The organism is Hoeflea sp. (genome assembly GCF_984452065.1).
In genome coordinates this window covers 38,055-57,217 of the sequence record NZ_CFHWAF010000005.1, presented here as the reverse complement: position 1 = coordinate 57,217, position 19,163 = coordinate 38,055, and the positions used below count along the sequence as shown (strand labels likewise).

The 19,163-nt window shown below is 61.4% G+C and carries 20 protein-coding genes; 3 read left to right on the top strand and 17 right to left on the bottom strand.

Annotated features, from left to right (window positions below):
- Positions 1-2: 2 nt before the first annotated feature.
- From AC5E6N_RS02230 to AC5E6N_RS02220, 3 genes are all read right to left on the bottom strand, one after another.
- Positions 3-1,205 carry a glycine C-acetyltransferase gene (locus AC5E6N_RS02230; protein ID WP_491746277.1) on the bottom strand — a complete coding sequence of 401 codons (1,203 nt, stop codon included), beginning with the start codon at positions 1,203-1,205 and terminating at the stop codon, positions 3-5.
- 86 nt (positions 1,206-1,291) lie between these two features.
- Positions 1,292-1,882, bottom strand: a complete 591-nt coding sequence (locus tag AC5E6N_RS02225) for a helix-turn-helix domain-containing protein (protein ID WP_491746276.1) — start codon at positions 1,880-1,882, stop codon at positions 1,292-1,294.
- A gap of 76 nt (positions 1,883-1,958) precedes the next feature.
- Positions 1,959-2,864: a LysR family transcriptional regulator gene (locus AC5E6N_RS02220; RefSeq protein WP_491746275.1), complete on the bottom strand. Its 906-nt coding sequence runs from the start codon at positions 2,862-2,864 to the stop codon at positions 1,959-1,961.
- A 194-nt stretch (positions 2,865-3,058) separates the two neighbouring features.
- Here AC5E6N_RS02220 and AC5E6N_RS02215 point away from each other — a divergent pair, with 194 nt between their 5' ends.
- Positions 3,059-3,487 (top strand): c-type cytochrome, encoded by a 429-nt coding sequence (locus AC5E6N_RS02215; protein WP_491746274.1) that lies wholly within the window; start codon positions 3,059-3,061, stop codon positions 3,485-3,487.
- Positions 3,488-3,659: 172 nt separating this feature from the next.
- Here the strand turns inward: AC5E6N_RS02215 and AC5E6N_RS02210 are convergent, their stop codons facing one another.
- The 11 genes from AC5E6N_RS02210 to AC5E6N_RS02160 form a co-directional block, all read right to left on the bottom strand.
- On the bottom strand, positions 3,660-4,619 hold the full coding sequence (locus tag AC5E6N_RS02210; protein WP_491746273.1) for a TAXI family TRAP transporter solute-binding subunit: 960 nt from the start codon (positions 4,617-4,619) through the stop codon (positions 3,660-3,662).
- A 164-nt stretch (positions 4,620-4,783) separates the two neighbouring features.
- The gene (locus tag AC5E6N_RS02205) at positions 4,784-5,047 is read right to left on the bottom strand and encodes a PaaI family thioesterase (protein WP_491746294.1); all 264 of its coding nucleotides are present in this window, start codon (positions 5,045-5,047) and stop codon (positions 4,784-4,786) included.
- 162 nt (positions 5,048-5,209) lie between these two features.
- A complete protein-coding gene (locus tag AC5E6N_RS02200) occupies positions 5,210-6,154 on the bottom strand; it encodes a 2-hydroxyacid dehydrogenase (protein WP_491746272.1) in 945 nt (314 codons plus the stop codon).
- Positions 6,155-6,241: 87 nt separating this feature from the next.
- The gene (locus tag AC5E6N_RS02195) at positions 6,242-7,156 is read right to left on the bottom strand and encodes an FG-GAP repeat domain-containing protein (RefSeq protein WP_491746271.1); all 915 of its coding nucleotides are present in this window, start codon (positions 7,154-7,156) and stop codon (positions 6,242-6,244) included.
- Between the two features lie 5 nt (positions 7,157-7,161).
- The gene (locus AC5E6N_RS02190; RefSeq protein ID WP_491746270.1) at positions 7,162-7,587 is read right to left on the bottom strand and encodes a periplasmic heavy metal sensor; all 426 of its coding nucleotides are present in this window, start codon (positions 7,585-7,587) and stop codon (positions 7,162-7,164) included.
- The gene (locus AC5E6N_RS02185; protein WP_491746269.1) at positions 7,584-8,033 is read right to left on the bottom strand and encodes a hypothetical protein; all 450 of its coding nucleotides are present in this window, start codon (positions 8,031-8,033) and stop codon (positions 7,584-7,586) included. The genes AC5E6N_RS02190 and AC5E6N_RS02185 overlap by 4 nt, the downstream gene beginning before the upstream one ends.
- The gene (locus AC5E6N_RS02180) at positions 8,026-8,562 is read right to left on the bottom strand and encodes an RNA polymerase sigma factor (RefSeq protein WP_491746268.1); all 537 of its coding nucleotides are present in this window, start codon (positions 8,560-8,562) and stop codon (positions 8,026-8,028) included. Before AC5E6N_RS02180 ends, AC5E6N_RS02185 begins: the two co-directional genes overlap by 8 nt.
- A gap of 138 nt (positions 8,563-8,700) precedes the next feature.
- A complete protein-coding gene (locus AC5E6N_RS02175) occupies positions 8,701-11,805 on the bottom strand; it encodes an efflux RND transporter permease subunit (RefSeq protein ID WP_491746267.1) in 3,105 nt (1,034 codons plus the stop codon).
- Positions 11,806-11,809: 4 nt separating this feature from the next.
- On the bottom strand, positions 11,810-12,823 hold the full coding sequence (locus tag AC5E6N_RS02170) for an efflux RND transporter periplasmic adaptor subunit (RefSeq protein WP_491746266.1): 1,014 nt from the start codon (positions 12,821-12,823) through the stop codon (positions 11,810-11,812).
- A 243-nt stretch (positions 12,824-13,066) separates the two neighbouring features.
- Positions 13,067-13,444, bottom strand: a complete 378-nt coding sequence (locus tag AC5E6N_RS02165) for an SH3 domain-containing protein (RefSeq protein WP_491746265.1) — start codon at positions 13,442-13,444, stop codon at positions 13,067-13,069.
- A gap of 401 nt (positions 13,445-13,845) precedes the next feature.
- Complete coding sequence (locus AC5E6N_RS02160; protein ID WP_491746264.1) at positions 13,846-14,400, bottom strand: sugar O-acetyltransferase; 555 nt, start codon at positions 14,398-14,400, stop codon at positions 13,846-13,848.
- A 117-nt stretch (positions 14,401-14,517) separates the two neighbouring features.
- On the opposite strand from AC5E6N_RS02160, the gene AC5E6N_RS02155 reads away from it, so the two are divergent.
- Positions 14,518-15,102: an NAD(P)H-dependent oxidoreductase gene (locus tag AC5E6N_RS02155; protein ID WP_491746263.1), complete on the top strand. Its 585-nt coding sequence runs from the start codon at positions 14,518-14,520 to the stop codon at positions 15,100-15,102.
- Positions 15,103-15,171: 69 nt separating this feature from the next.
- Here the strand turns inward: AC5E6N_RS02155 and AC5E6N_RS02150 are convergent, their stop codons facing one another.
- The 3 genes from AC5E6N_RS02150 to chrA form a co-directional block, all read right to left on the bottom strand.
- Positions 15,172-15,555: a GFA family protein gene (locus AC5E6N_RS02150; protein WP_491746262.1), complete on the bottom strand. Its 384-nt coding sequence runs from the start codon at positions 15,553-15,555 to the stop codon at positions 15,172-15,174.
- Positions 15,556-15,641: 86 nt separating this feature from the next.
- A complete protein-coding gene (locus AC5E6N_RS02145) occupies positions 15,642-16,406 on the bottom strand; it encodes a VOC family protein (protein ID WP_491746261.1) in 765 nt (254 codons plus the stop codon).
- 14 nt (positions 16,407-16,420) lie between these two features.
- Entirely contained in the window at positions 16,421-17,725 is a 1,305-nt protein-coding gene (chrA, locus tag AC5E6N_RS02140; RefSeq protein WP_491746260.1) for a chromate efflux transporter, read from the bottom strand.
- Between the two features lie 464 nt (positions 17,726-18,189).
- Between chrA and AC5E6N_RS02135 the strand changes: the two genes are divergently transcribed.
- Complete coding sequence (locus tag AC5E6N_RS02135) at positions 18,190-19,158, top strand: bifunctional helix-turn-helix transcriptional regulator/GNAT family N-acetyltransferase (RefSeq protein ID WP_491746259.1); 969 nt, start codon at positions 18,190-18,192, stop codon at positions 19,156-19,158.
- Positions 19,159-19,163 lie beyond the last annotated feature (5 nt).

The window sequence follows — 19,163 nt, the reverse complement described above, 5'->3', positions numbered from 1 at the left end:
CCCTATCCGATAATGCCGTGCTCCATGCCGGCCTGTGTGAAAGCGGCAACGGCACGGCCCATCTGTTCGGGCGTATGGGCGGCGGACATCTGTGTGCGGAGCCGTGCTTTTCCCTCAGGAACGACAGGATAGGAGAACGCTATGACGTAGACGCCGTGCTCCAGCAGGGTGTCGGCAAGCTGTGCGGCTTTTGCCGCGTCGCCGACCATGACGGGAATGATCGGGTGCTGGCCGTCGATGAGCGTGAAGCCGGCGGCGGCCATTCCGGCACGGAAGCGCCCCGCATTGTCGTGCAGACGCCGCCGTGCATCAGTGGCCGCCTCGGCAATCGCTATCGCCTCGATCGCGGCGGCGCAGATTGCCGGTGCGACGGCATTGGAGAAAAGATAGGGCCGCGCTTTCTGTCTTAGCAGTTCGACGATCGGCGAGGCAGCGGCCACATAGCCTCCCGACGCACCGCCGAGCGCCTTGCCGTAAGTGCCGGTCAGAATATGAACCCGTCCCTCAACGCCGAGCATATCGGGCGTTCCGGCTCCGCGTTCGCCGAGGAAGCCGGTCGCATGACAGTCGTCGACCATCACCAGGGCGTCGTGTCTTTCCGCCAGATCGCAAATCGCCGGAAGATCGGCGATGATGCCGTCCATGGAAAACACCCCGTCGGTCACGATCAGCCGGTGCCGGCAGTCCGCGGCCTTGACGAGTTGCTGCTCGAGATCGGCCATGTCGTTGTTGGCATAGCGAAACCGCTGCGCCTTGCACAGGCGGATCCCATCTATGATGGATGCATGGTTGAGGCTGTCCGAGATCACGGCGTCCTCCTTGCCGAGCAAGGCCTCGAACACTCCGCCATTGGCATCGAAACAGGAGGGAAAGACAATCGCGTCCTCGGTACGCAGGAAGGCGGCCGTGCGTTCCTCCAATTGACGGTGAAGTTCCTGCGTGCCGCAGATGAAACGCACGGAAGCCATGCCAAAACCGTGGCTGTCGAGCGCCTGTTTCGCCGTTTCGACAAGACGGGGGTCGTCGGCGAGCCCAAGATAATTATTGGCGCAAAGATTGAGCACCTCCTGGTCATGGCCATCGGTGCCGCGCGTGCGGATCACAGCCGATTGCGGAGAGTAAATCAGCCTCTCGCGCTTGAGCGTGCCCGCAGCTTCAATATCTGCGAGTGCCCGGCGGGCGGAATCGATAAGGGAATGGGACATGATCTTCCTGTAAAATGCTCGATTTCCTTTATATTGGAATTGGTTCGCTCTTCAGATGTGAGCACCGGTCATTCCAAAACGCTCCCTCACACCGTAACGGAACTTGTCCGGTACTGGTCCGGCTGCGCCACCAGCAAAAGGGCCTTGGTCTCGTCGTCTGCGGTGTTGTGAATGCGGTGTGGCGCGTCCGCATGATAACGAAGCGTGTCGCCGGCCCGCGCGCTGACCGTGCGCGCGCCGACCGTGACACTGAGCGCGCCGGACAGACATGTCAGATGCTCGAACGTTCCCGCCGCATGGGCACGCGAATCGAGGCTTCCGCAGCGATTCATGACGAGATGATACCATTCCACCGGCAATATTGTGCGTACGGGGCTCAGCATGAACAATTCACATTTGCCGTCCGCGCTGCGGCGCGTCGGCGTGGAGTAATGGTGCACATGCTCGATCGGCTCGCTTTCGCTGCCCGCGCCCTCCAGCGTCGCCAGATCAAGGCCAAGCGACTGCGCCAGGGCCCAGACGACGGAAAATGTCGGATTGGCGGTTCCGCGTTCGATCGCAGACAGCATGGACCGGGACACCCCGCAGCGGGCGGCGAGTTGCTCGAGCGTCAACCCAAGCGACTTTCGCGTCGATTTGACCAGTTTGCCGATGTCAGGTGCCGGAGCTGTGTTCATGACGGTTTCCAGGGATTGAACGTCAAGCGCGCTGAGTTTAGCAAAATTCCAATATATTGGAAACAATTTCCTTGCGCTACGCCGTCACACCTTCGAGACACTCGGATTGCGACCGCAGAGCCCGGGTTATGTGCTCCATGAAGGCCTTTATCCTGGCGGCGTTGCGGATGTCCGCGTGCGTGAGGACCCACAAGGAGGTGCCCATCGCCGGCACCGGCGGCGTCACGCGCAGAACGGCGCGCGAGCGATCCCCGACACAACAGGGAAGGACTGCCAGGCCGGCGCCTGCGGCAGCGCAATCGTGCATGGCGACAAACGTGTCTGCAGTCATGGCAATTTTCTCGGCCGGCACGTTCGCCGTCATCCAGTTGCCGACCATTGAGCCCGACAGCGCCTGACCGATACCGACCCACCGGGCATCGTCCATCAGGCGCCGGCGTTGCTCGCCGGACATATTCGCCAGTTGCGCCGCCGCGCCGTAAACGGCAAATGCCAGCCCGGATACACGCTGCCCGACCAGCGTATCGGGCGGGTGCTTCGATGCCCTGATCGCCACGTCCGCATCCTGGCGGGTCAGATTGAGGCGTGTCGTGGTGACGGATATATCGATGCAGATCATCGGGTGCTGACGGCTGAACTCGTCGATCAGCGGCGCAAGGACGGAAAACAGAAGTGAATCCGTCGTGGTCACGGTCAGCCTTCCCTCGAGGCGAAAATCGCGGCCAAGCAGGTCGCGGCTGATGTCGGCGACACTCTTTTCGATGCCGCGCGCGACTTCAACGACGGCCGTACAGGCGGCTGTCGGACGGTATCCGGACTGGCGCCGCTCAAACAGCCGGATGCCGTTCTCATCCTCGAATCTTGAAATTCTGCGCAACACGGTGCTGGCATTCACGCCAAGCCGTTCAGCGGCCGCAACTGCCGAGCCGGCCTCGGCCACCGCAATCACGTAACGAAAGATATCCCAATCGGCGTTCTGCATAAATGCAGATTGAATATGCAAAACTTCACGTTGTCGAGCGATTTTGCATTTTCTAATGTTTGAAGTGTCATTGTACGCATCCGGCCGCAAAAGATCGGAAACGGAAGGACACCCGGACACATGCGCTCGATGACACGCGGTTCGACCACCGCTCTATACGCAGTCAACACTTGTGGTGCTAACGGGAGAGCATGATGTATCGAGCATTTTCAGCGGCTATATTTCTTTCAATCGGCCTTGCGGGCGGCTCGCTGGCGGCGGATCCGTCGGCAGACCGGCAGACGATCATGAAGAATGTCGGCGCGGCGACCGGCGTGGGTGCCAAGATGGCCAAGGGTGAGATGGAGTTCGATCCGGTCACCGCCCAACTGGTTTTCAACACCCTCAACGCGGCGGCAAACGGATACGGGTATCTGTTCGGCGAAGGAACCGAGAGCGGCAACGACACGGAAGCCTCTCCGAAAATCTGGGAGGACAGAGCCGGCTTTGATATGGCCGTGGCGCAATTCGCCGCCGATACAAGCGTGACGATCACGGATTTCGCCAGTTTCCAGGGCGCATTCGGCGCCGCGACCAAAAACTGCGGCACCTGCCACGAAACCTACCGGGTCAAGAAGCAGTAGCCGGATCTGAACGGTTCAATGGCCTTGATATTATTGAACTTACCCCGGTCGGCTTTGCCGTCGACCGGGAGCATGCCTAACTGACCGCTTATGGGCCTGTCCCGCGGCAGGTCGATATCCTGAATTCAGTCACCGTTGACATGGCAGCAGGCGCTGAACGGATCGAAGCGGCCTATTGCTGATCCTCCGCAATCGGCAGTCCCATTTCCTTGTAGAACTTCAAGGCGCCCGGGTGCAACTCATGGGTGATGTTCACCATGAGCTGGTCGTCCACGCCGCCCCACCAGGCGGCCTCGGCGATCAGGTTTTTCCTCTCGTTCCAGAAGGTCCTGGTCAGGAGATAGGCTGTGTCTGCATCCATATCCTCGGTCGCGTAGACCACCATCGGCAACGACGCGGCGACCACATCATCCTCCTGGCCCGCATAGGTTCCGGCGGGGATGACCATGCGCGTGCGCCGTGTCTTGTTTATCTCATCGGCGTCCATGCTTACGAGATTGACGTCGAACGCACCGGCAATGTTCTGAACCAGAGGAATTGGCCAGGAGCCGGCGACGACAAAACCGGCGACCTTGTTGTCCTTCATATTCCCAAGCGCATCATCGGGATGGGCGTCGACTATGGAAACACTGCCCTCAAGTCCAAACAGATTGATGTATTTTGCCGCTTCGCGCGCGGCAAAGGTTCCGTTGTCGGTTTGCAAGGACTTTCCGGCAAGTTCAGGGAAAGTCAGCACGGCCTCCTCGCTCGCCATGACAAAGTGCATTGTCACCGAAGGCACCGGGAACAGCGCACGGATACGGTTGAAGGCGTTGGTGTCCTTGTCCGCGAACATGGCCTTGCCCTGCAGGGCGAGATCCACGAGCACGGGCTGCGACATGAAAATGTAGTTGCCGTCGGCGGTCTCGACATCCAGCACGTTCTGGGTCGACCCGCTGCTCTTTTCGTCGACAATGGTGATGTCGCCCCCGGAACCGTCCTGCAAGGCTTTGGAAAGCTGCGTGCCGATCTCGTGATAGGAGGACGAAGGAAGGGCGGACTTGAACAGGACACGCTCGTCCGCGCGGCCCGGCGCCACTGCCAGGGCAACGAGCACGATGCCAAGGCTCACAAGCTTAATCGCCGATAACATATCGAGCCCTTCCGATTGTTGCGTACCCTGTCCGCCGTTTTCGTGTTCTTCGACGTTCTTCCTGCAAACCCTGTTTTCCCTTCGCTCGCCCGACCACAGAAACCAAAACTGCAAGATCATGACAGATTATTGATTCGTGGCTCTTTTTTGTCCGCGACATCAGATCAAGCTGCGGTTTTTGGCCACAGGATCATCTGGGTACAGCGAAAATGCGCGATTGCGCGGCCGGTTCCTTGCGCCGCGACCACAGCATCCCAGACCTGTGTGGTTCGTCCCTGATGGAGTGGTTTTGCGGTGCACTGCATCTCTCCCTCACGCGCGGTCCCAAGGAAATTCGACATCAGATCCAACGTCGTGAAGCCGTCTGCGCCGTCCGGGAGCGAGCGCAACGTGCCATAGCCGCGGCATGTGTCCGCCAGCGAAACCACCGACCGGCAAGGCGGGTTGCGCGCCGTGGTGCCACCCACCACAAGCGCGAGCCAACGCGGTCAGAGGGCAAAATCGCCCGGCCCATTCAATTTTGTTTTCCAATCGCTTCTTCCTTTCAGGGGTGGGGAAAATCAAATGCTTCAAGCTAACCTCATCTCGCTCTAATAGCCCCGTGCGCGGTCCACCGCGTCGGGAACAAGACCGGCCTCCAGATAGGCTTTCATGTTGGCGGCCACGATGGCACTTGCCGTGGCACGGTTCGTGGGCCCGGATATATGCGGCAAGACCGTGACCGACGGATGGGTCCAGAACGGGCTGTCCTCTGGCAGCGGCTCCTTGTCGAAAACATCAAGGACGGCATGGTCGAGATGTCCGTCGTCAAGCTTCTTAAGAAGCGCGGCGGCGTCGACAATCGGCCCGCGGGCAAAATTGATCAGGCTCGCACCCGCCTTCATTTTCGAAAGGGTTGCTTCGTTCAAAAGCCCTGTGGTCTGTTTGGTCAGCGGCATAAGCACCACCACAATATCGGCCTTTTTCAGCACCGTTTGAAGACCGTCCGCACCGTCATGGGTCTCGACACCGCTCATTCGGCCCGGTGTGCGGCTCCAGCCGCAGACCTTGAATTCCTGTTCCAGCAGCTTTGCGGCCGCCGCCCGGCCGAGATGGCCCAGGCCGAGGATCGCGACGGTGCGATCGGATGGCAGGGAAAGCTCGTGAAGCCGCCACTGGCGCCTGGACTGCTGGCGGCGGTAGCGCGGCATATCGCGGTGCAGATAAAGCGTCCAGGCCAGCACCGCTTCGGACATCGTCTTTGCCATTTGAGGGTCTTCAAGCCGGACGATGCGCGGCCCGTCATGCGGCAACTCCGCCGCGATACGCTCGACACCGGCCCAAAGGCTCTGCACCCATTCCAGGTTCGGCATTGCCGCAAGATCGGCCGGGTCCGGATCGGCGACAATGGCGACCCTGACGCCCTCGAGTTCGCTGCCCGTCAGATTTTCGAAAGGTTCGATGCGGCAATCGCAAAGAGCGCCACGCAGTGCGTCGAGCCAGCGGTCGCGGTCGGCCCCGTCAATCCGTGTGACAAATGGTATGGTGGTCGGCATGTCCATAAATCTCTGGTTTTGAAGCGAAATCTTTGCAGGCCGACGGTTAGCATCGGGCTGAGGATATCGCAACATGCCACGGCACGATCAGCGCGTTACCTGGTAGAATGCACCGTCGTCGAGCCCGAGAACGAAACCCTGGAAGCCGTTGGTGCGCTCGAACACGATCGCCTTGTCCACCCGTGCCGGAAGCGGAATGGCCGCGCGTTCCACCGGGCCGGACGGACCCCAGCCGACGATGCGTAGGGTTTTCCGGTCCTTCGAAGGCACCGCAAGCTCAGGCCGGCCGTCATTGTCCGTGTCGGCAACAGCCGACAGCCGGAGTTCGCGCGAACCGATGACATGGTTTGAAAATCCGTCGATTGCCGCAATCCGCTGAAGCCGGCCGCCGTCATAGGACAGGAAGATCAGCGTGCCACCGATATGCGGTGTGCGCACATAGGCAATCTCAAGCCCCGGTCGCCCGTCGAGATCATCAATCGCGGCGATATTGAGCCAGCGGTTGGCGCGGCCGATCGGTTCGATGGCCGCGAGCTCGACCAGCCTGCCGTCGCGCAGCCCGTAAAGAACGACCGCCGCGCCCGCATCCCGCGCGGCCCGTATGGTCACGATTTCAGTCAGCCCATCGCGGTCAAGGTCGGCGAGCCGTGGCGTCCGGTCTTCAAACACCTGGTTTTGCGGCAAGCTCAGCGCCAGTTGTACCCCGCCGGAGGTGCGCACGACGAGTTCGCCGGCTTCGATGTCATCGCCCAGGACCGCATGGGCATAACGTCTGGTCGGTCCGCCATACCAGGCTTGGCGAATGTCTCCTTCGCCCGTTGCGACACGTCCGTCCGGCAATCCGCCCGGAGGGGCCGCCTTTCCGGGCTCGGCAGCGATCTGAGGCGGCAGGCGGATGTCCCGCAACGGCTCAACACGCCACGGCTCGGCCGAAGCCGCTCGCAGGGACACAATGGCAAAAACGGCAAGCAGGCAAAGCATTGCCGGGTAGCGGTGCAACATCCACATCACTCCGGTGTTGGAAGTTCGGCGCGTTTGTGCGCGGGCAGTTCCAGTATTTCAGCAACGGCCTTGTCGTGCACGAGCACCACGAATTTGGAGGATTGCTCCTGCATCTGCGCAAGCAATTGGTCGATTGCCTGCCGGTCCGGTTCAGGATCGGCCAGCAAGACGCGGAGGTCCTCGTAATTGTCACGCCGCGCCTGCTGGCTCTCGCGATATTGCGGGCTCAACGCATCAAGCGTCTCGGCAACCCCTGCCCGCGTATCCTCGTCAAGGTTCCTGGTCAGGCGCATCGCGACCGCGCGCAGGATTCCGCTGCGCTGCGTTGCTTCGGGTGCATCTAGTATCCGGGTCGCGGCAAAGCCGACAAAGAAGGCATTGGCGACAAGCGAAACGAACAGGACGATGATGATGATCCTTTGTTTTGTCATCCACTGTCCCTTTCATCGTTGAACGGACCGCTGTCCGCACCAAGCAGAAGTTCATGATAGGCGTCGGCCTGCGCGCCCGTCTGGTCGGGGATGACCTGCCCCGCTCCGACCCCTAGCCCGCATGCGATGACGACGCTTGCCGCAAGGCGGGTCAGCATCGTGGCGGAGAAAGCGCGTCGCCTTTCGGCCTGCGCGGCCACTTTCGCAGACAGCGAAGACCGCAGCGCCGCAAAGCGCGTATTCAACGCGGGCGACGTCTCCATCTGCTGCGCCAGCGCGGCAAGCGACCGGTCCGCCGCACGCGTTGCGTCCAGCGCCCGCCGGAACCCAGGATCCCGCATGGCCGCGACCCGCGCCTCCCGGGCCGCCGCCGCATCGGGCCAGGCGTCGAGGTCGCCGCCGTGCAGGTCAAGCAGTTCTTCCAGACTTGGCTTCATATCACTCACCGTCTTTCCGGGTGGCCCCCATCGCCCCCTCAACCGCCTTGCGCAACGAACGCCTGGCCCGCGCGAGCAAGGAGGAATAGGCTTCGACATCGATGCCCATCGCATCGGCTCCGTCCCGATGGCTGCAACCCTCGAAATGCGCGAGCACCAGGGCGGTGCGCTGGCGGTCCGGCAACTCGGACATCAATTGTCTGACCATTGTCGTATCGTCCTGCTGTTCGAGTTGGGTCTGCGGCCCTGCTCCGGGTTCGAGAAGATCCTCCCATTGGAAATCGTCGACCTGTCTTTTCCTGTGGCGCAGAACATCGATCGCCTTTCGCGTCGCGACCGTGCGCAGATAGGCGGCTATGGTTGACCGGGCTTTCCAGGCTTCGGCCGTATTCCACAATATCAGGAGCGATTCCTGCGCGATGTCCTCCGCCTCGTCGATTTGTCCCGTGATACCGTAGGCCAGCCTGATGAGGCGCGGACCGTGTTCGTGCATGACCTTTTCGAAGGCATCCGTGTCGCCAGCTCCGATCCGTCGCATCAGTTCGCTGTCCGTGCGAACTGATGCGTCGGATGGTATTGGGGACATGGACGACCTCTCGCATCGGGTGAGATGCGCAGGCTATCAAGCCGGTGCGGTTTGCGTCAAACGGCTTTCGGGCTTCGTTTTTCACGCTGTTCACGCCTCCTTTCCTTCGGTCTCGAGCTCACGCACAAGACGCTGCTCGTCGGCGTTTCGCGCACTGCTGAAGCCGGCCAGCAGGTTGTAGGCAACCGGCGTCAGGAACAGCGTCGATATGGTTGCGAAGCCAAGTCCGCCGACAATTGTCCAGCCAAGGGCTGCTCTCGCCTCAGCGCCGGCGCCGAAGGCCAGTATCAGCGGAAGACCGCCGATTACCGTCGAAAGCATGGTCATCATGACGGGACGCAGCCGGCGCAGGCATGCACGCTCGATTGCCTCACGCACGCTCATTCCGCTCTCGCGCAGCTGATTGGCAAACTCGACGATCAGGATGCCGTTTTTCGCCATGATTCCGACCAGCAGGATAATACCGATCTGGCTGTATATGTTGATCGTTCCGCCCGTCAGGCCGATCGCGAACACTGCCGCGGCAACGCCGCTTGGAACGGTCACAAGGATGATGACCGGGCTGACAAAACTTTCGAATTGAGCCGCCAGAACAAGAAACATGATGACGATGGCGAAGACGAACACCAATCCCATGCCGCTCGATGTCTCCTCCAGCAGCGCCGCTTCGGACAGGAGTGTGACCTCAACGCCCGCCGGCAGGACTTCACCGGCGGTTGCACGCAGATCGGACACCGCCGTCTCAAGGTCGTAACCATCTCCGAGCGATACGGATATGGGAACGGCGCGCATTCTTTCCTCGCGCGTCAGCTGCGGCGCGACGGCGCGATCCTCGACCTCGATCACGGTCGACAGCGGCACCATGGTTCCGTCCGATGCGCGCGTGAAGAGGTTTTCAAGATCGCGCGGGTCCGACACCGCACGATGCCCCAGCGACAGCATCACGGGAACTGCATTGTCGTCACGGTGAACCTCGGCAATCTCGCGGCCGTCGAGCGCTATGGCAACGAAGGAGGAGATATCCGCCAGGTCGATACCGAGTTCGCGGGCGCGGTCGCGATCGACATTCAGCGAGAGCTCGCCCTGGGTGGTGTCATAGCCGATGTCGAAGCTGCCGAGGCCCTCGAACCGGTCTGTCATCACCTGCGTCAGCAGATCGGCGGAATCGGACAGCACGTCATAGTTCGAACCGGTCAGGGCAAAGCGCAAGCCGCTGCCACCGCCGCGAATACCGAGCGTATTGGGCTGGTGTGCGAAGGCCGCAACCCCCGGAATCTCCGACAATCTGGTATTGATGTCGGCAACGATCTGCGCCTGGCTGCGGTCGCGCTCGCCCCAGGGCACCAGCCTGAAGATGACGAAGCCCCGATTGGAAGACTGCATGCCGACGACGCTGAAGAGCGAATCGACTTCGCCACTCGCCATCAGATCTTCGCCGATGGCCTCGATCTGCTTCATTTTCTCGTTTGCCGCATCAAGCTCGGTTCCCTGTGCAAGCATGACCGAAATCGGAATGCTGGAGCGGTCTTCTCGCGGCGTGATTTCCTGCGGCAGGTTGGTGAACAGGTGACAGGAAAACCCGGCGAATATCAGGCTTATGACGAGAACGACAAGGGGAGCCGCCAGGGCTGCGCGCAGCAGCCTGCCGTATCCTTTGGCAAAGCCTGTTCCAACACGTTCCAGCCAGGTCACGCGCGCTGTGAGTGCGGCTTGTCCGGCAAGCCGAGAGGCCAGCATGGGAACAAGCGTCAGGGCGACGAAGGAGGATATGGCAACGGCAATCGCCAGCACGAAGCCGAACTCGGAAAACAATTGCCCGACGGTTCCGTGCAGCAAGGAAATCGGAATGAACACCGCCGCGAGCGTTGCCGTCGTCGCGATGACCGCGAAGAAAACCTCGCGTGTTCCACGAACCGCGGCGGCCCGTTTTCCGTCGCCTTCGCGCCTCCTGCGGACGATGTTTTCCAGAACGACGATGGCGTCATCGACGACCATACCGGTTGCCAAAAGCAGAGCCAGCAATGTCAGGATGTTCAGGGAAAAACCCGCCAGCCAGATGGCCGCGACGGTCCCGATCAGCGCCACCGGGATGGTGATCGCCGGGATGATCGTTGCCGTCGCGGTCCGCAGGAACAGGAAGATGACAAGCACGACGATCGCCGTCGAAATGGCCAGAGATTTGATCACCTCGGTTATGGCCGCGCCGATGAAGACGGCATCGTCGGAGGTGACCCGCAAGTCCACCTCGTCGGGCAGTCGCGCCTGCAGATCGGCGACGGCACTTTCAATGCCGCGCGATATATCCAGCGTGTTGGACGGCGCCTGCCGGACGATGTTGATACCAACGCCGGTTTTCCCGTCGGCGCGCAGATAGGATGTCCGGTCCGCCGGACCGTAAGTGACCTCTGCGACATCAGACATGCGTGTATGTTCATCAATGCGCAAGGTCCTTATGTCATCCAGCGATCCGACATTCAGATCGGTCCGCACCAGGATTTCAGCCCCGCCGCTGACAAGCAATCCGGCCGGGTTGTCACCGGTCACCCGCTCGATCGCGGTGCTTATGTCGGCAGGAGACATGCCTCGGCTTGCCAGCGCGACCATGTCGAGCTCGATCTTGAAGACCGGCTGCCGGTCGCCGAACACCGTGACGTCGCCAACACCCGGCACGGCGGACAGGCGGTCGATAATCTGCCTGTCGACAATCCGGGTCAGTTCCTCGATGGGCAGCGTATCGGTCGTTGCCGCCAGACGGATAATCGGGCTGTCGTCATCATTGGCCTTGATGACCAGAGGTGTATCGGCGCTGTCCGGGAGACTTCTCTCGGCACGGGCAATGGCATTGCGCAGATCCGTCGCCGCGGTGTCGATATCGACCGCGGGCGAAAACTCGACGGTGATGCGGCTGTTGCCATAGCTGGAACTCGACGAGAGGGAGGCAACGCCGGGTGCGCGCGCGGCGGCGCCTTCCAGCACCGAGGTCACCGTCGTGTCTACCGTTTCGGGCGTCGCGCCGGAATAGGCCGTGCGGATCGTCACGATCGGTCGGTCGGTGCTCGGCAATTCACGCACTTCAACGGCGAAAATCGCCGCCAGTCCGGCGATAATGACCAGCAGGTTGATTACGATCGCGAAAACCGGACGTCTTACGCAGAAAGCCGGCAGGCCTTTGAGTTCATCGCTGATCCTCGACATCGGCTCAGGCTCCTGTAGCGGCTTCGCCGGAGGTTTGCAGTGTGCGGAACGTCTGACCGGCCCGCACGGCATTCGTGCCCTCGCTCACCACCTTGTCACCGCTCTCAAGATCGCCGTTCACCAGAACCCGGCCGTCTTGGCGCGATACGATCTCGATCGGCGTGCGCAGGGCGGTGTCGCCATTCGCCTTGAAGACGTAGGAACCGTCGCGATCCCATTGAACGGCGGGTGACGGCACGCTCGCATAAAGCTCCCCGGCGAAGGACAGCTCGACTTCGAAGGACATGCCGGGACGGATGATGTCGTCATCATTCGCGATGGAGCCTTGGATCATCAATGTGCGCGAGACCGGGTCGAGGCGGCTGTCCATGCCGGCGATCCGGCCGATCAGTTGCTCTCCGGGCAAGGCCGGCGCGCTGAGCGTCATCGCCTGTCCGGTCCGAACGCGGCCGGCGAAACGTTCGGGAACGCGGAACTCGACAATCAAAGTCTGCCGCTGATCCAGATTTGCGACCGGTGTGGCAACGGTCACATAATCGCCCGGGCCAACGTCGATCAGACCGATTTCACCGTCGAACGGCGCCGCGATCAAACGCCGGTCGAGCGCATCCTGCGCTTCGCGCAAATCGAGATGGGCATTGGCGAGGGAAAGGCGGGCGTCGCTGAGTTGCACATCGGAAACCGCGTCACGCTGCGACAGCGCCTCATATCGTTCGAGCTGCGCCTGAGCGTCTTCGACGGCAAGGCGGGCGCGGTCAACCGCAAGGCGCTCGGCCTGATCTTCCAATCGGACGATCATCTGGCCCGCCTCGACGCGCTGTCCGGCGATAACGCCGATGTCCGCGACCCTGCCGGCGACCTCAGGATAAAGGGTTGCATGTTGCTCGGCCCGCGCGGTGCCAATGGATTTCACCGACGTGTCCGCCGCTTCGTTCAGCACCGGCGACAGGACGACCAGAGGCGCGGGCCGCGTGGGCGCGGCGGGCGGTGTGCCGGCACTGGCACTTGCGGAATTCAAGTTTTGCAAGACACCGGGCCCATAGGACACGGCCAGAAAGCCGACGGATAAAACCAACAGCAAAATCAGAGAGATAACAGCCTGTTTCCAAAACGACATCGCGCTCGTTCTCCGTCATAGGTTCTAACCTTTAAACGGAGGAAGACGCTGTTCCGGTCGCTATTCCAGCATTAAACTTTTGTAATGAAAAAAGCGCGCATGTGCCGGCCCGACCGGTTGGCCGGGACCAATGGCAGGCAAGCGTTATCCGGCGACGATTTTGATGTATTTGCCGAAAACCCATCCGGTGCTTCCCGGACCGCTATAGGGCTGATCGGCGCGGATCGGCGAACAGGCAATATCCGGGGCCCCGTAGGCCACCCCGAACCAGCCGTTGTTCTCGTCAAAAATCCAGACTTGGTCATCCGTATCGATCTTGTCCAGCATGCGGTGGCCGGTGCCCGGACCGGCGCGGACAGCGAGGAAGTTATCGCCGTTCGGGTCGAGACCTGTCACCACGCCGAGACTGCAGACGTCGAGGTCATCGTCGGCCCACATCATGACAGGCACATCGAGTTCCTCGGCCAGGGCAGGTCCAAGCGTCAGCGCCGCAACAACCAGTCCGGCAAAGAGTTTCCGCATTCTCAGTCCTCCGTTCTGTTCTTCGGCGCCTTCAGGGGGAAACGGGATTGCGCGCACCCGCCAGTATACGGCCGCCAATAGCGATGAAACAGACGCCGGCCGCCCTCTCGATCCAGTGGCGCGCATGTTAAAGCCTGCGGATAACCGGTCCCGACGACATGAAAAGGCTGACGGCGGAGTACCAGGCAAGCGCGCTGGCAAAGACGCCGGCAAGGATCAGCATCTGATTCACGGGTCACATTTCCTTCTGGCGTGGATGGCCGCCCAACCGATTTGCGAAAGACTATCCCCGATCACCGCATATCGGCAACCGTCGGGAGCCGGAGGTTTCCGGATCCCGAACGCCCGGCATGGGTCTGACATTCACGGCATTGATCCTTCTGGCCGCACTCAATCTCGCTCTAGGCTGCCGTGACCGCGCGCGCCGGGTTGCCGGCCACCGTCGCGCCGGGCGGCACATCGCGGGTGACGACGCTGCCGGCGCCCACGATTGCGTTGGCGCCCACCGAAACGCCGGGCAGAATGATTGCGCCACCGCCGATCCAGACGTTTTCGCCGATCGTCACCGGCTTGGCGACCTCAAGCCCGGCCGCCCGCTCGTCCGGATCCTTGCTGTGCTCCGCACAGCAGATATGGACACCCGGCCCGAGCAGGGTCCCCGCCCCTATATGCACCTTTGCCGTATCGAGAATGACACACCCGGTATTCATATACACCTTCGGTTCAAGAAAGAGGTTGTAGCCGTACACGCAGTGAAAGGGCGCCTCCAGCCGAATATCTTCGCCGGCCAGGCCAAAAAGAGCGGCAAGCTCGGGCGCGATATTGCCGCGCTCGGACGGCGGCATCATGTTGTGGATGTGGACAGCCTCGTAAGTTCGGCTGCGCAGCCGGTCGAGTTCGTCGTCGATGCAGCAATACATCAGTCCCGCTTCCATCTTTTCCCGCTCGGTTGCCATCTCTCCTCCTGTCCGCCGTGACGCCTTGAGATTAGTCACCGGCCTGTTGCGCTGGGTCAAGGCCGTCCGGCCTTACCGTCAGTATGATGGTCAGACTGAAATGGCAAAAGGCACGTTATGGCGAAGATCGTAATTATTCAGGGTCATCCGGATCCATCGGGAAACCGGCTCTGCCACGCGCTGGGTCAAGCCTATGCGCAAGGCGCCCGTGAGGCGGGGCATGATGTGGAGATCGTCGAAATCGGAAAACTGGACTTTCCGCTTCTTCGCAGTCCCGCCGACTGGAATGAGGGCGCACGGGCAACGCCGGCTGCACTTATCCCGGCACAGAAAGCCTGCCTGCAGGCAAACCATCTTGTCTTCATCTATCCGCTTTGGCTCGGCACGATGCCGGCGCTTCTGAAAGGCTTTCTGGAGCAGGTGTTCCGGCCCGGCGCCGCGCTCAGTCAGGGCGATGGCTTCCCGAAGGTGCTGTTGCGCGACAAGTCCGCGCGGATCGTCGTCACCATGGGCATGCCGGCGCTGGCCTACCGGTTTTTCTTCATGGCCCACAGCCTGAAAAATCTGCAGCGCAACATTCTCGGTTTCGTCGGTGTCAAGCCGATCCGGAACACGCTTTTCGGCATGGTCGAAGAGGTCAGCGACACAAAGCGGAAAGCCTGGCTTGAGAAGATGCGGGCGCTTGGACGGCAGGTGCGTTAGACCGTTTCTGCCGGTCGCGGTACATTCGCATAAGCGACGCGGCCCGAATGCTTCGGGCTTTTCCATTCGTTATTCGCGTTTGATCGTCACGTCCCACCAGGACGGCGCTTCTTTTCGAAAGCTGTGCTGCTTGCCGGGAACGATGTGCGCACTGTCGTCGAAGGAGGCAATGGTCAGTGAGATTTTGTCGTATCCGTCATCGATCGCGCATACGGTGCCACCGCAGTCCGGGCAGAAACCGCGCTGTGTTTTCTCGGACGACTGATAAAGGGCGGGCTCACCGCCGGGCCCGCTCCACACGAGGTTTTTGATCGGGAACTCAACCCACGCAACTGTCGGGGCGCCGGACCAGCGTTGGCATGTTCGGCACGAGCAAAGGTGCGGGAATGTCGGCTTGCCCTCGACCCGAAAACGGATGTGCCCGCAAAGGCACTGCCCTTCATAGCTCTTCATATGGACCCTCCGCCAGATACGCTCCGGTAAGCAGGATATCCGCCCGCCGGACATATGCGGCAAATTCTCATCGGCCGACGCGGCGCCTACAGCCAGTCGCCCAGTTCATGCGGGCGGATGTACTGGCGCTCACCCGTGTGCTCATCTGTCCAGCCAAACCCTGCGAACCCTGCCCGATCCGCATCGGCAGCCTGCGCCTTCACATCGCCTGAAAACCGGTGCTGCAGTTCCAAAAGGGCATAGGGACGCGCCCACAGCCATTCCCGGTTGGCGACCGACGTCACATCGGGGTCGGGAAGCGCCTCGTCGCTCCAGCCGTAGAAATAGAGACAGAAACCATAGTCATCGACAGGCTGAACCGACATCAGCCGCATTTTCAGCCGGTTCTCACAGGTGTCGCGCGCGGCCGCCATATCGTTGACCCGCAGGGTGATATGGGCGAGTGTCGCCTGCCCGCCGACGGGATGGCCGGCCCCGGCGGCCCGCGCCCGGCCTTCAAATCCGTGTTGCAGGAGCTCGATCGCAAAGCCCTGGGGGTCGCGAAGATGGCTCATATAGCCGATGTCGGCGAACTGGAACGGCGCGCTCGTCTTGCATCCACGCGCTGAGAGATATTCGACGGCGGCATCAAGATCGCGGACCGTTATTCCGGTTTTCCAGTAAAGTCCGTCCGAGCGCGCGATATGAGCGGAGGAAGCGCCACCTGTCAGTTCGATCAGGCATTGGCTCTCATCATATCCGAGCAGCGGCGAAGCCGCGCTCCCGAAATTCTGCATCCCGAGGGTCCGCGTATAGAACTCAATGAGTTCCGAAGGCTCTTCAACACGAAGACAGTGACGGGCCAGTTTCATTGCCGTTCCTCAGTTCAAAAGGGGAGCGCGCCGGTGTAGCTCAACAACAGGCCGAGAAATGCCGAAACGAGCAGTACGCGTACCATACCCCAGCCAAGAGCCAGCAGAATGCCCGAAACGAGGGTCAGGAGAATAACGCGCCAGTCCAGTGTCGCCGGATCGGGCTGCCAGACCGTCACGGGTCCGTAGTTGCGGGCCGAAACCGTCGCGAAGGCGACGTGCAGGGCGAACCAGATCGAAAGGTTCAGTATGACCCCGACAACCGCCGCGGTGATTGCGGCCAATGCGCCGCGCAGCCGGGGCTGGGAACCGATCCAGTCGATATAGGGCGCGCCGGCAAAGATCCACAGGAAACACGGCGCGAAGGTCGCCCATAGCGTTACCAGCGCACCGGCGATGCCCAGCATCAGTCCGCCCTTGCTGAAGGCCGACAGGAAGCCGACAAACTCGGTCACCAGAATGAGAGGGCCCGGTGTTGTCTCGGCAAGCCCCAGACCGTCCATCATGGCCCCCGCCGAGAGCCAGCCATGATGATTGACGACATCCTGCGCCATATAGGCAAGCACCGCATAGGCGCCGCCGAAGGTGACCACGGCAAGTTTCGAGAAAAAGAGCCCAAGTTCTGAAAGAAGAGGCAGTTCCAGGGCTCCAAGGGCCAACAGCGGTATCCACCAGATCGCCAGCCACAGCGCGACGGTGCGCACGGTCTTGCCGGCCGATGTGTGTCCGGCATGCGGCTCCTGGGGCTCACCTGTGGCGGTTCCGCCGGCAAACCCGATCGCGGCCGCCGCCAGAATGATCAGCGGAAACGGCAGGTCGAGGAAGAAAATGCCGACAAATGCGAGCGCGGCGATGACCCAGTGACGGGGCTGATGCAGAGCGCGTTTTGCGACCCGCAGCAGCGCCTCGATGACGATCACGAGAACCGCCGCCTTGATTCCCAGAAACAGGGCGGAGACAAGCGGAACACTGCCGAGATAGGCATAGAGCGCTGCCAGTCCCAGCATGACAGCCGCGCCAGGCAGCACAAAGAGCAGCCCGGCAATGAGACCTCCGGCAACACCGTGAAGCCGCCATCCGGCGTAGGTCGCAAGCTGCATGGCCTCCGGTCCCGGCAACAACATGCAAAAACTCAGAGCGTTGAGATATTGTTTCTCGCTCAGCCAGCTTTTCTCTTCGACCAGCACCCGGTGCATCAGCGCGATCTGGGCCGCCGGACCGCCGAACGACAGAATGCCGATCCGCCAGAACGCGGCCGTAAGCTCCGTCACCTCCACGGTGATCCGCGCCTCCTGCGACATTTGGCCTGGAACGGTCATGACGGCAAAAACCGTTGCAATGCGCCCGCGGGCCGCACAGTCGCGATCTCAATCGCTTGCCCCATTGCGCATTCTTCCTTTGCCGGTTTGTTCAACACGTGTGTGACTGGCTGGGGGTGCGAGAAATCCGCTCGGTCCTTGGCGCTATCTTTGTCAAACCGGACGCCGGACCGTCAAGAGCCGGACAGCGCCCAGACGGTCGCCATGGCCCGAAAGGGGCTGGCTATGCCGGTCGCGCCCTCTCCGGCCTGTAAATCCATGATCTGGATTGACGATGCGGCGTCGGCGGTTGTCGAAGCCGTGGAGAGCGCACCAAGTGGCGTCTATGACATCGTCGAGGACGATCCAAGCGCCGAATCGGTTGGCAGACCATGGTCCAGAACGACAGACCGGCCGACGAATTGCACACGACCAGCAAACACGCGGCTTGATCGCAGGCATATTGGTTGTATGATACAACCAATATGCCTGATGATAAGACACATGCCTCTTCGACCATCGAGCAGATCAGGTCTGCCTCGCGGGAGCTGGTACGCGAATTGGGTTTCATGAACCTCAATCTTGCCGGCAGCGATCTGTCGCCGTCCGGCGTTCACGCGCTTTTGCAACTGCAATCTCATGAAGGCCTTTCAGCCGGGCAGCTCAGCGAGCAGTTGCTTCTGGAAAAATCGACCGTCAGCCGGCTTGTTCGTGCGCTTGTGCGGCGGGGCGAGATCCGTGAGGTCCCCTCGTCCGGCGACCGGCGGGTGAAACATCTCGATTTGACGGATAAGGGAAGTGCGACGGCGGCCCGGATCAACCGGTTTGCAACGGATCAGGTTCGATCGGCGATCGCGCCGCTCGACGCGCATGCGCAACAAGCTGTCGTTGGCGGCCTGCAGGCCTATGCGACCGCCCTTCGGGCAAGCCGGGTCGGCGAGAATTTGCCTTCAAAAGAAAATGCGCTCCGAATCATCGCGGGATACCAGCCGGGCCTGATCGGGAAAATCGTCACGATGCATGCCGCCGCCTACAACAAGCTGGAGGGCTTCGGAGCCGATTTCGAGGCCAAGGTCGCCGAGGGGCTTGCGGCCTTCGCGCCACGCCTCGGCAAAGCCAGGAACCAGCTCTGGACCGCGCAGTCCGCGGGGTATTTCCTCGGCTCCATTGCGATCGATGGCGAAGGTCTCGGCAACGACATCGCCCATCTGCGGTGGTTCCTTGTTGCCGAAGAGGCACGCGGGACCGGTGTCGGGCGCAAGCTTTTGGAAACAGCCATAACCCATTGCCGCAACGAGGAATTCGCCGCCATGAAACTATGGACCTTCAAAGGTCTCGATGCCGCGCGCATGCTTTATGAAGGCAACGGCTTCGTGCTGACGGAGGAATATAGCGGCAATCAGTGGGGGCACCGGCGGACGGAGCAGGTTTTTGTCAAAACGCTGAACGGCTGAGCACG

Coding starts and splice junctions, on each gene's coding strand:
- AC5E6N_RS02135 (WP_491746259.1), top strand. CDS start 18,190: ATGCCTGATGATAAGACACATGCCTCTTCGACCATCGAGCAGATCAGG.
- AC5E6N_RS02210 (WP_491746273.1), bottom strand. CDS start 4,619: ATGTTATCGGCGATTAAGCTTGTGAGCCTTGGCATCGTGCTCGTTGCC.
- AC5E6N_RS02155 (WP_491746263.1), top strand. CDS start 14,518: ATGGCGAAGATCGTAATTATTCAGGGTCATCCGGATCCATCGGGAAAC.
- chrA (WP_491746260.1), bottom strand. CDS start 17,725: ATGACCGTTCCAGGCCAAATGTCGCAGGAGGCGCGGATCACCGTGGAG.
- AC5E6N_RS02175 (WP_491746267.1), bottom strand. CDS start 11,805: ATGTCGAGGATCAGCGATGAACTCAAAGGCCTGCCGGCTTTCTGCGTA.
- AC5E6N_RS02200 (WP_491746272.1), bottom strand. CDS start 6,154: ATGCCGACCACCATACCATTTGTCACACGGATTGACGGGGCCGACCGC.
- AC5E6N_RS02145 (WP_491746261.1), bottom strand. CDS start 16,406: ATGAAACTGGCCCGTCACTGTCTTCGTGTTGAAGAGCCTTCGGAACTC.
- AC5E6N_RS02190 (WP_491746270.1), bottom strand. CDS start 7,587: ATGACAAAACAAAGGATCATCATCATCGTCCTGTTCGTTTCGCTTGTC.
- AC5E6N_RS02220 (WP_491746275.1), bottom strand. CDS start 2,864: ATGCAGAACGCCGATTGGGATATCTTTCGTTACGTGATTGCGGTGGCC.
- AC5E6N_RS02215 (WP_491746274.1), top strand. CDS start 3,059: ATGTATCGAGCATTTTCAGCGGCTATATTTCTTTCAATCGGCCTTGCG.
- AC5E6N_RS02165 (WP_491746265.1), bottom strand. CDS start 13,444: ATGCGGAAACTCTTTGCCGGACTGGTTGTTGCGGCGCTGACGCTTGGA.
- AC5E6N_RS02230 (WP_491746277.1), bottom strand. CDS start 1,205: ATGTCCCATTCCCTTATCGATTCCGCCCGCCGGGCACTCGCAGATATT.
- AC5E6N_RS02195 (WP_491746271.1), bottom strand. CDS start 7,156: ATGTTGCACCGCTACCCGGCAATGCTTTGCCTGCTTGCCGTTTTTGCC.
- AC5E6N_RS02180 (WP_491746268.1), bottom strand. CDS start 8,562: ATGCGACGGATCGGAGCTGGCGACACGGATGCCTTCGAAAAGGTCATG.
- AC5E6N_RS02160 (WP_491746264.1), bottom strand. CDS start 14,400: ATGGCAACCGAGCGGGAAAAGATGGAAGCGGGACTGATGTATTGCTGC.
- AC5E6N_RS02225 (WP_491746276.1), bottom strand. CDS start 1,882: ATGAACACAGCTCCGGCACCTGACATCGGCAAACTGGTCAAATCGACG.
- AC5E6N_RS02150 (WP_491746262.1), bottom strand. CDS start 15,555: ATGAAGAGCTATGAAGGGCAGTGCCTTTGCGGGCACATCCGTTTTCGG.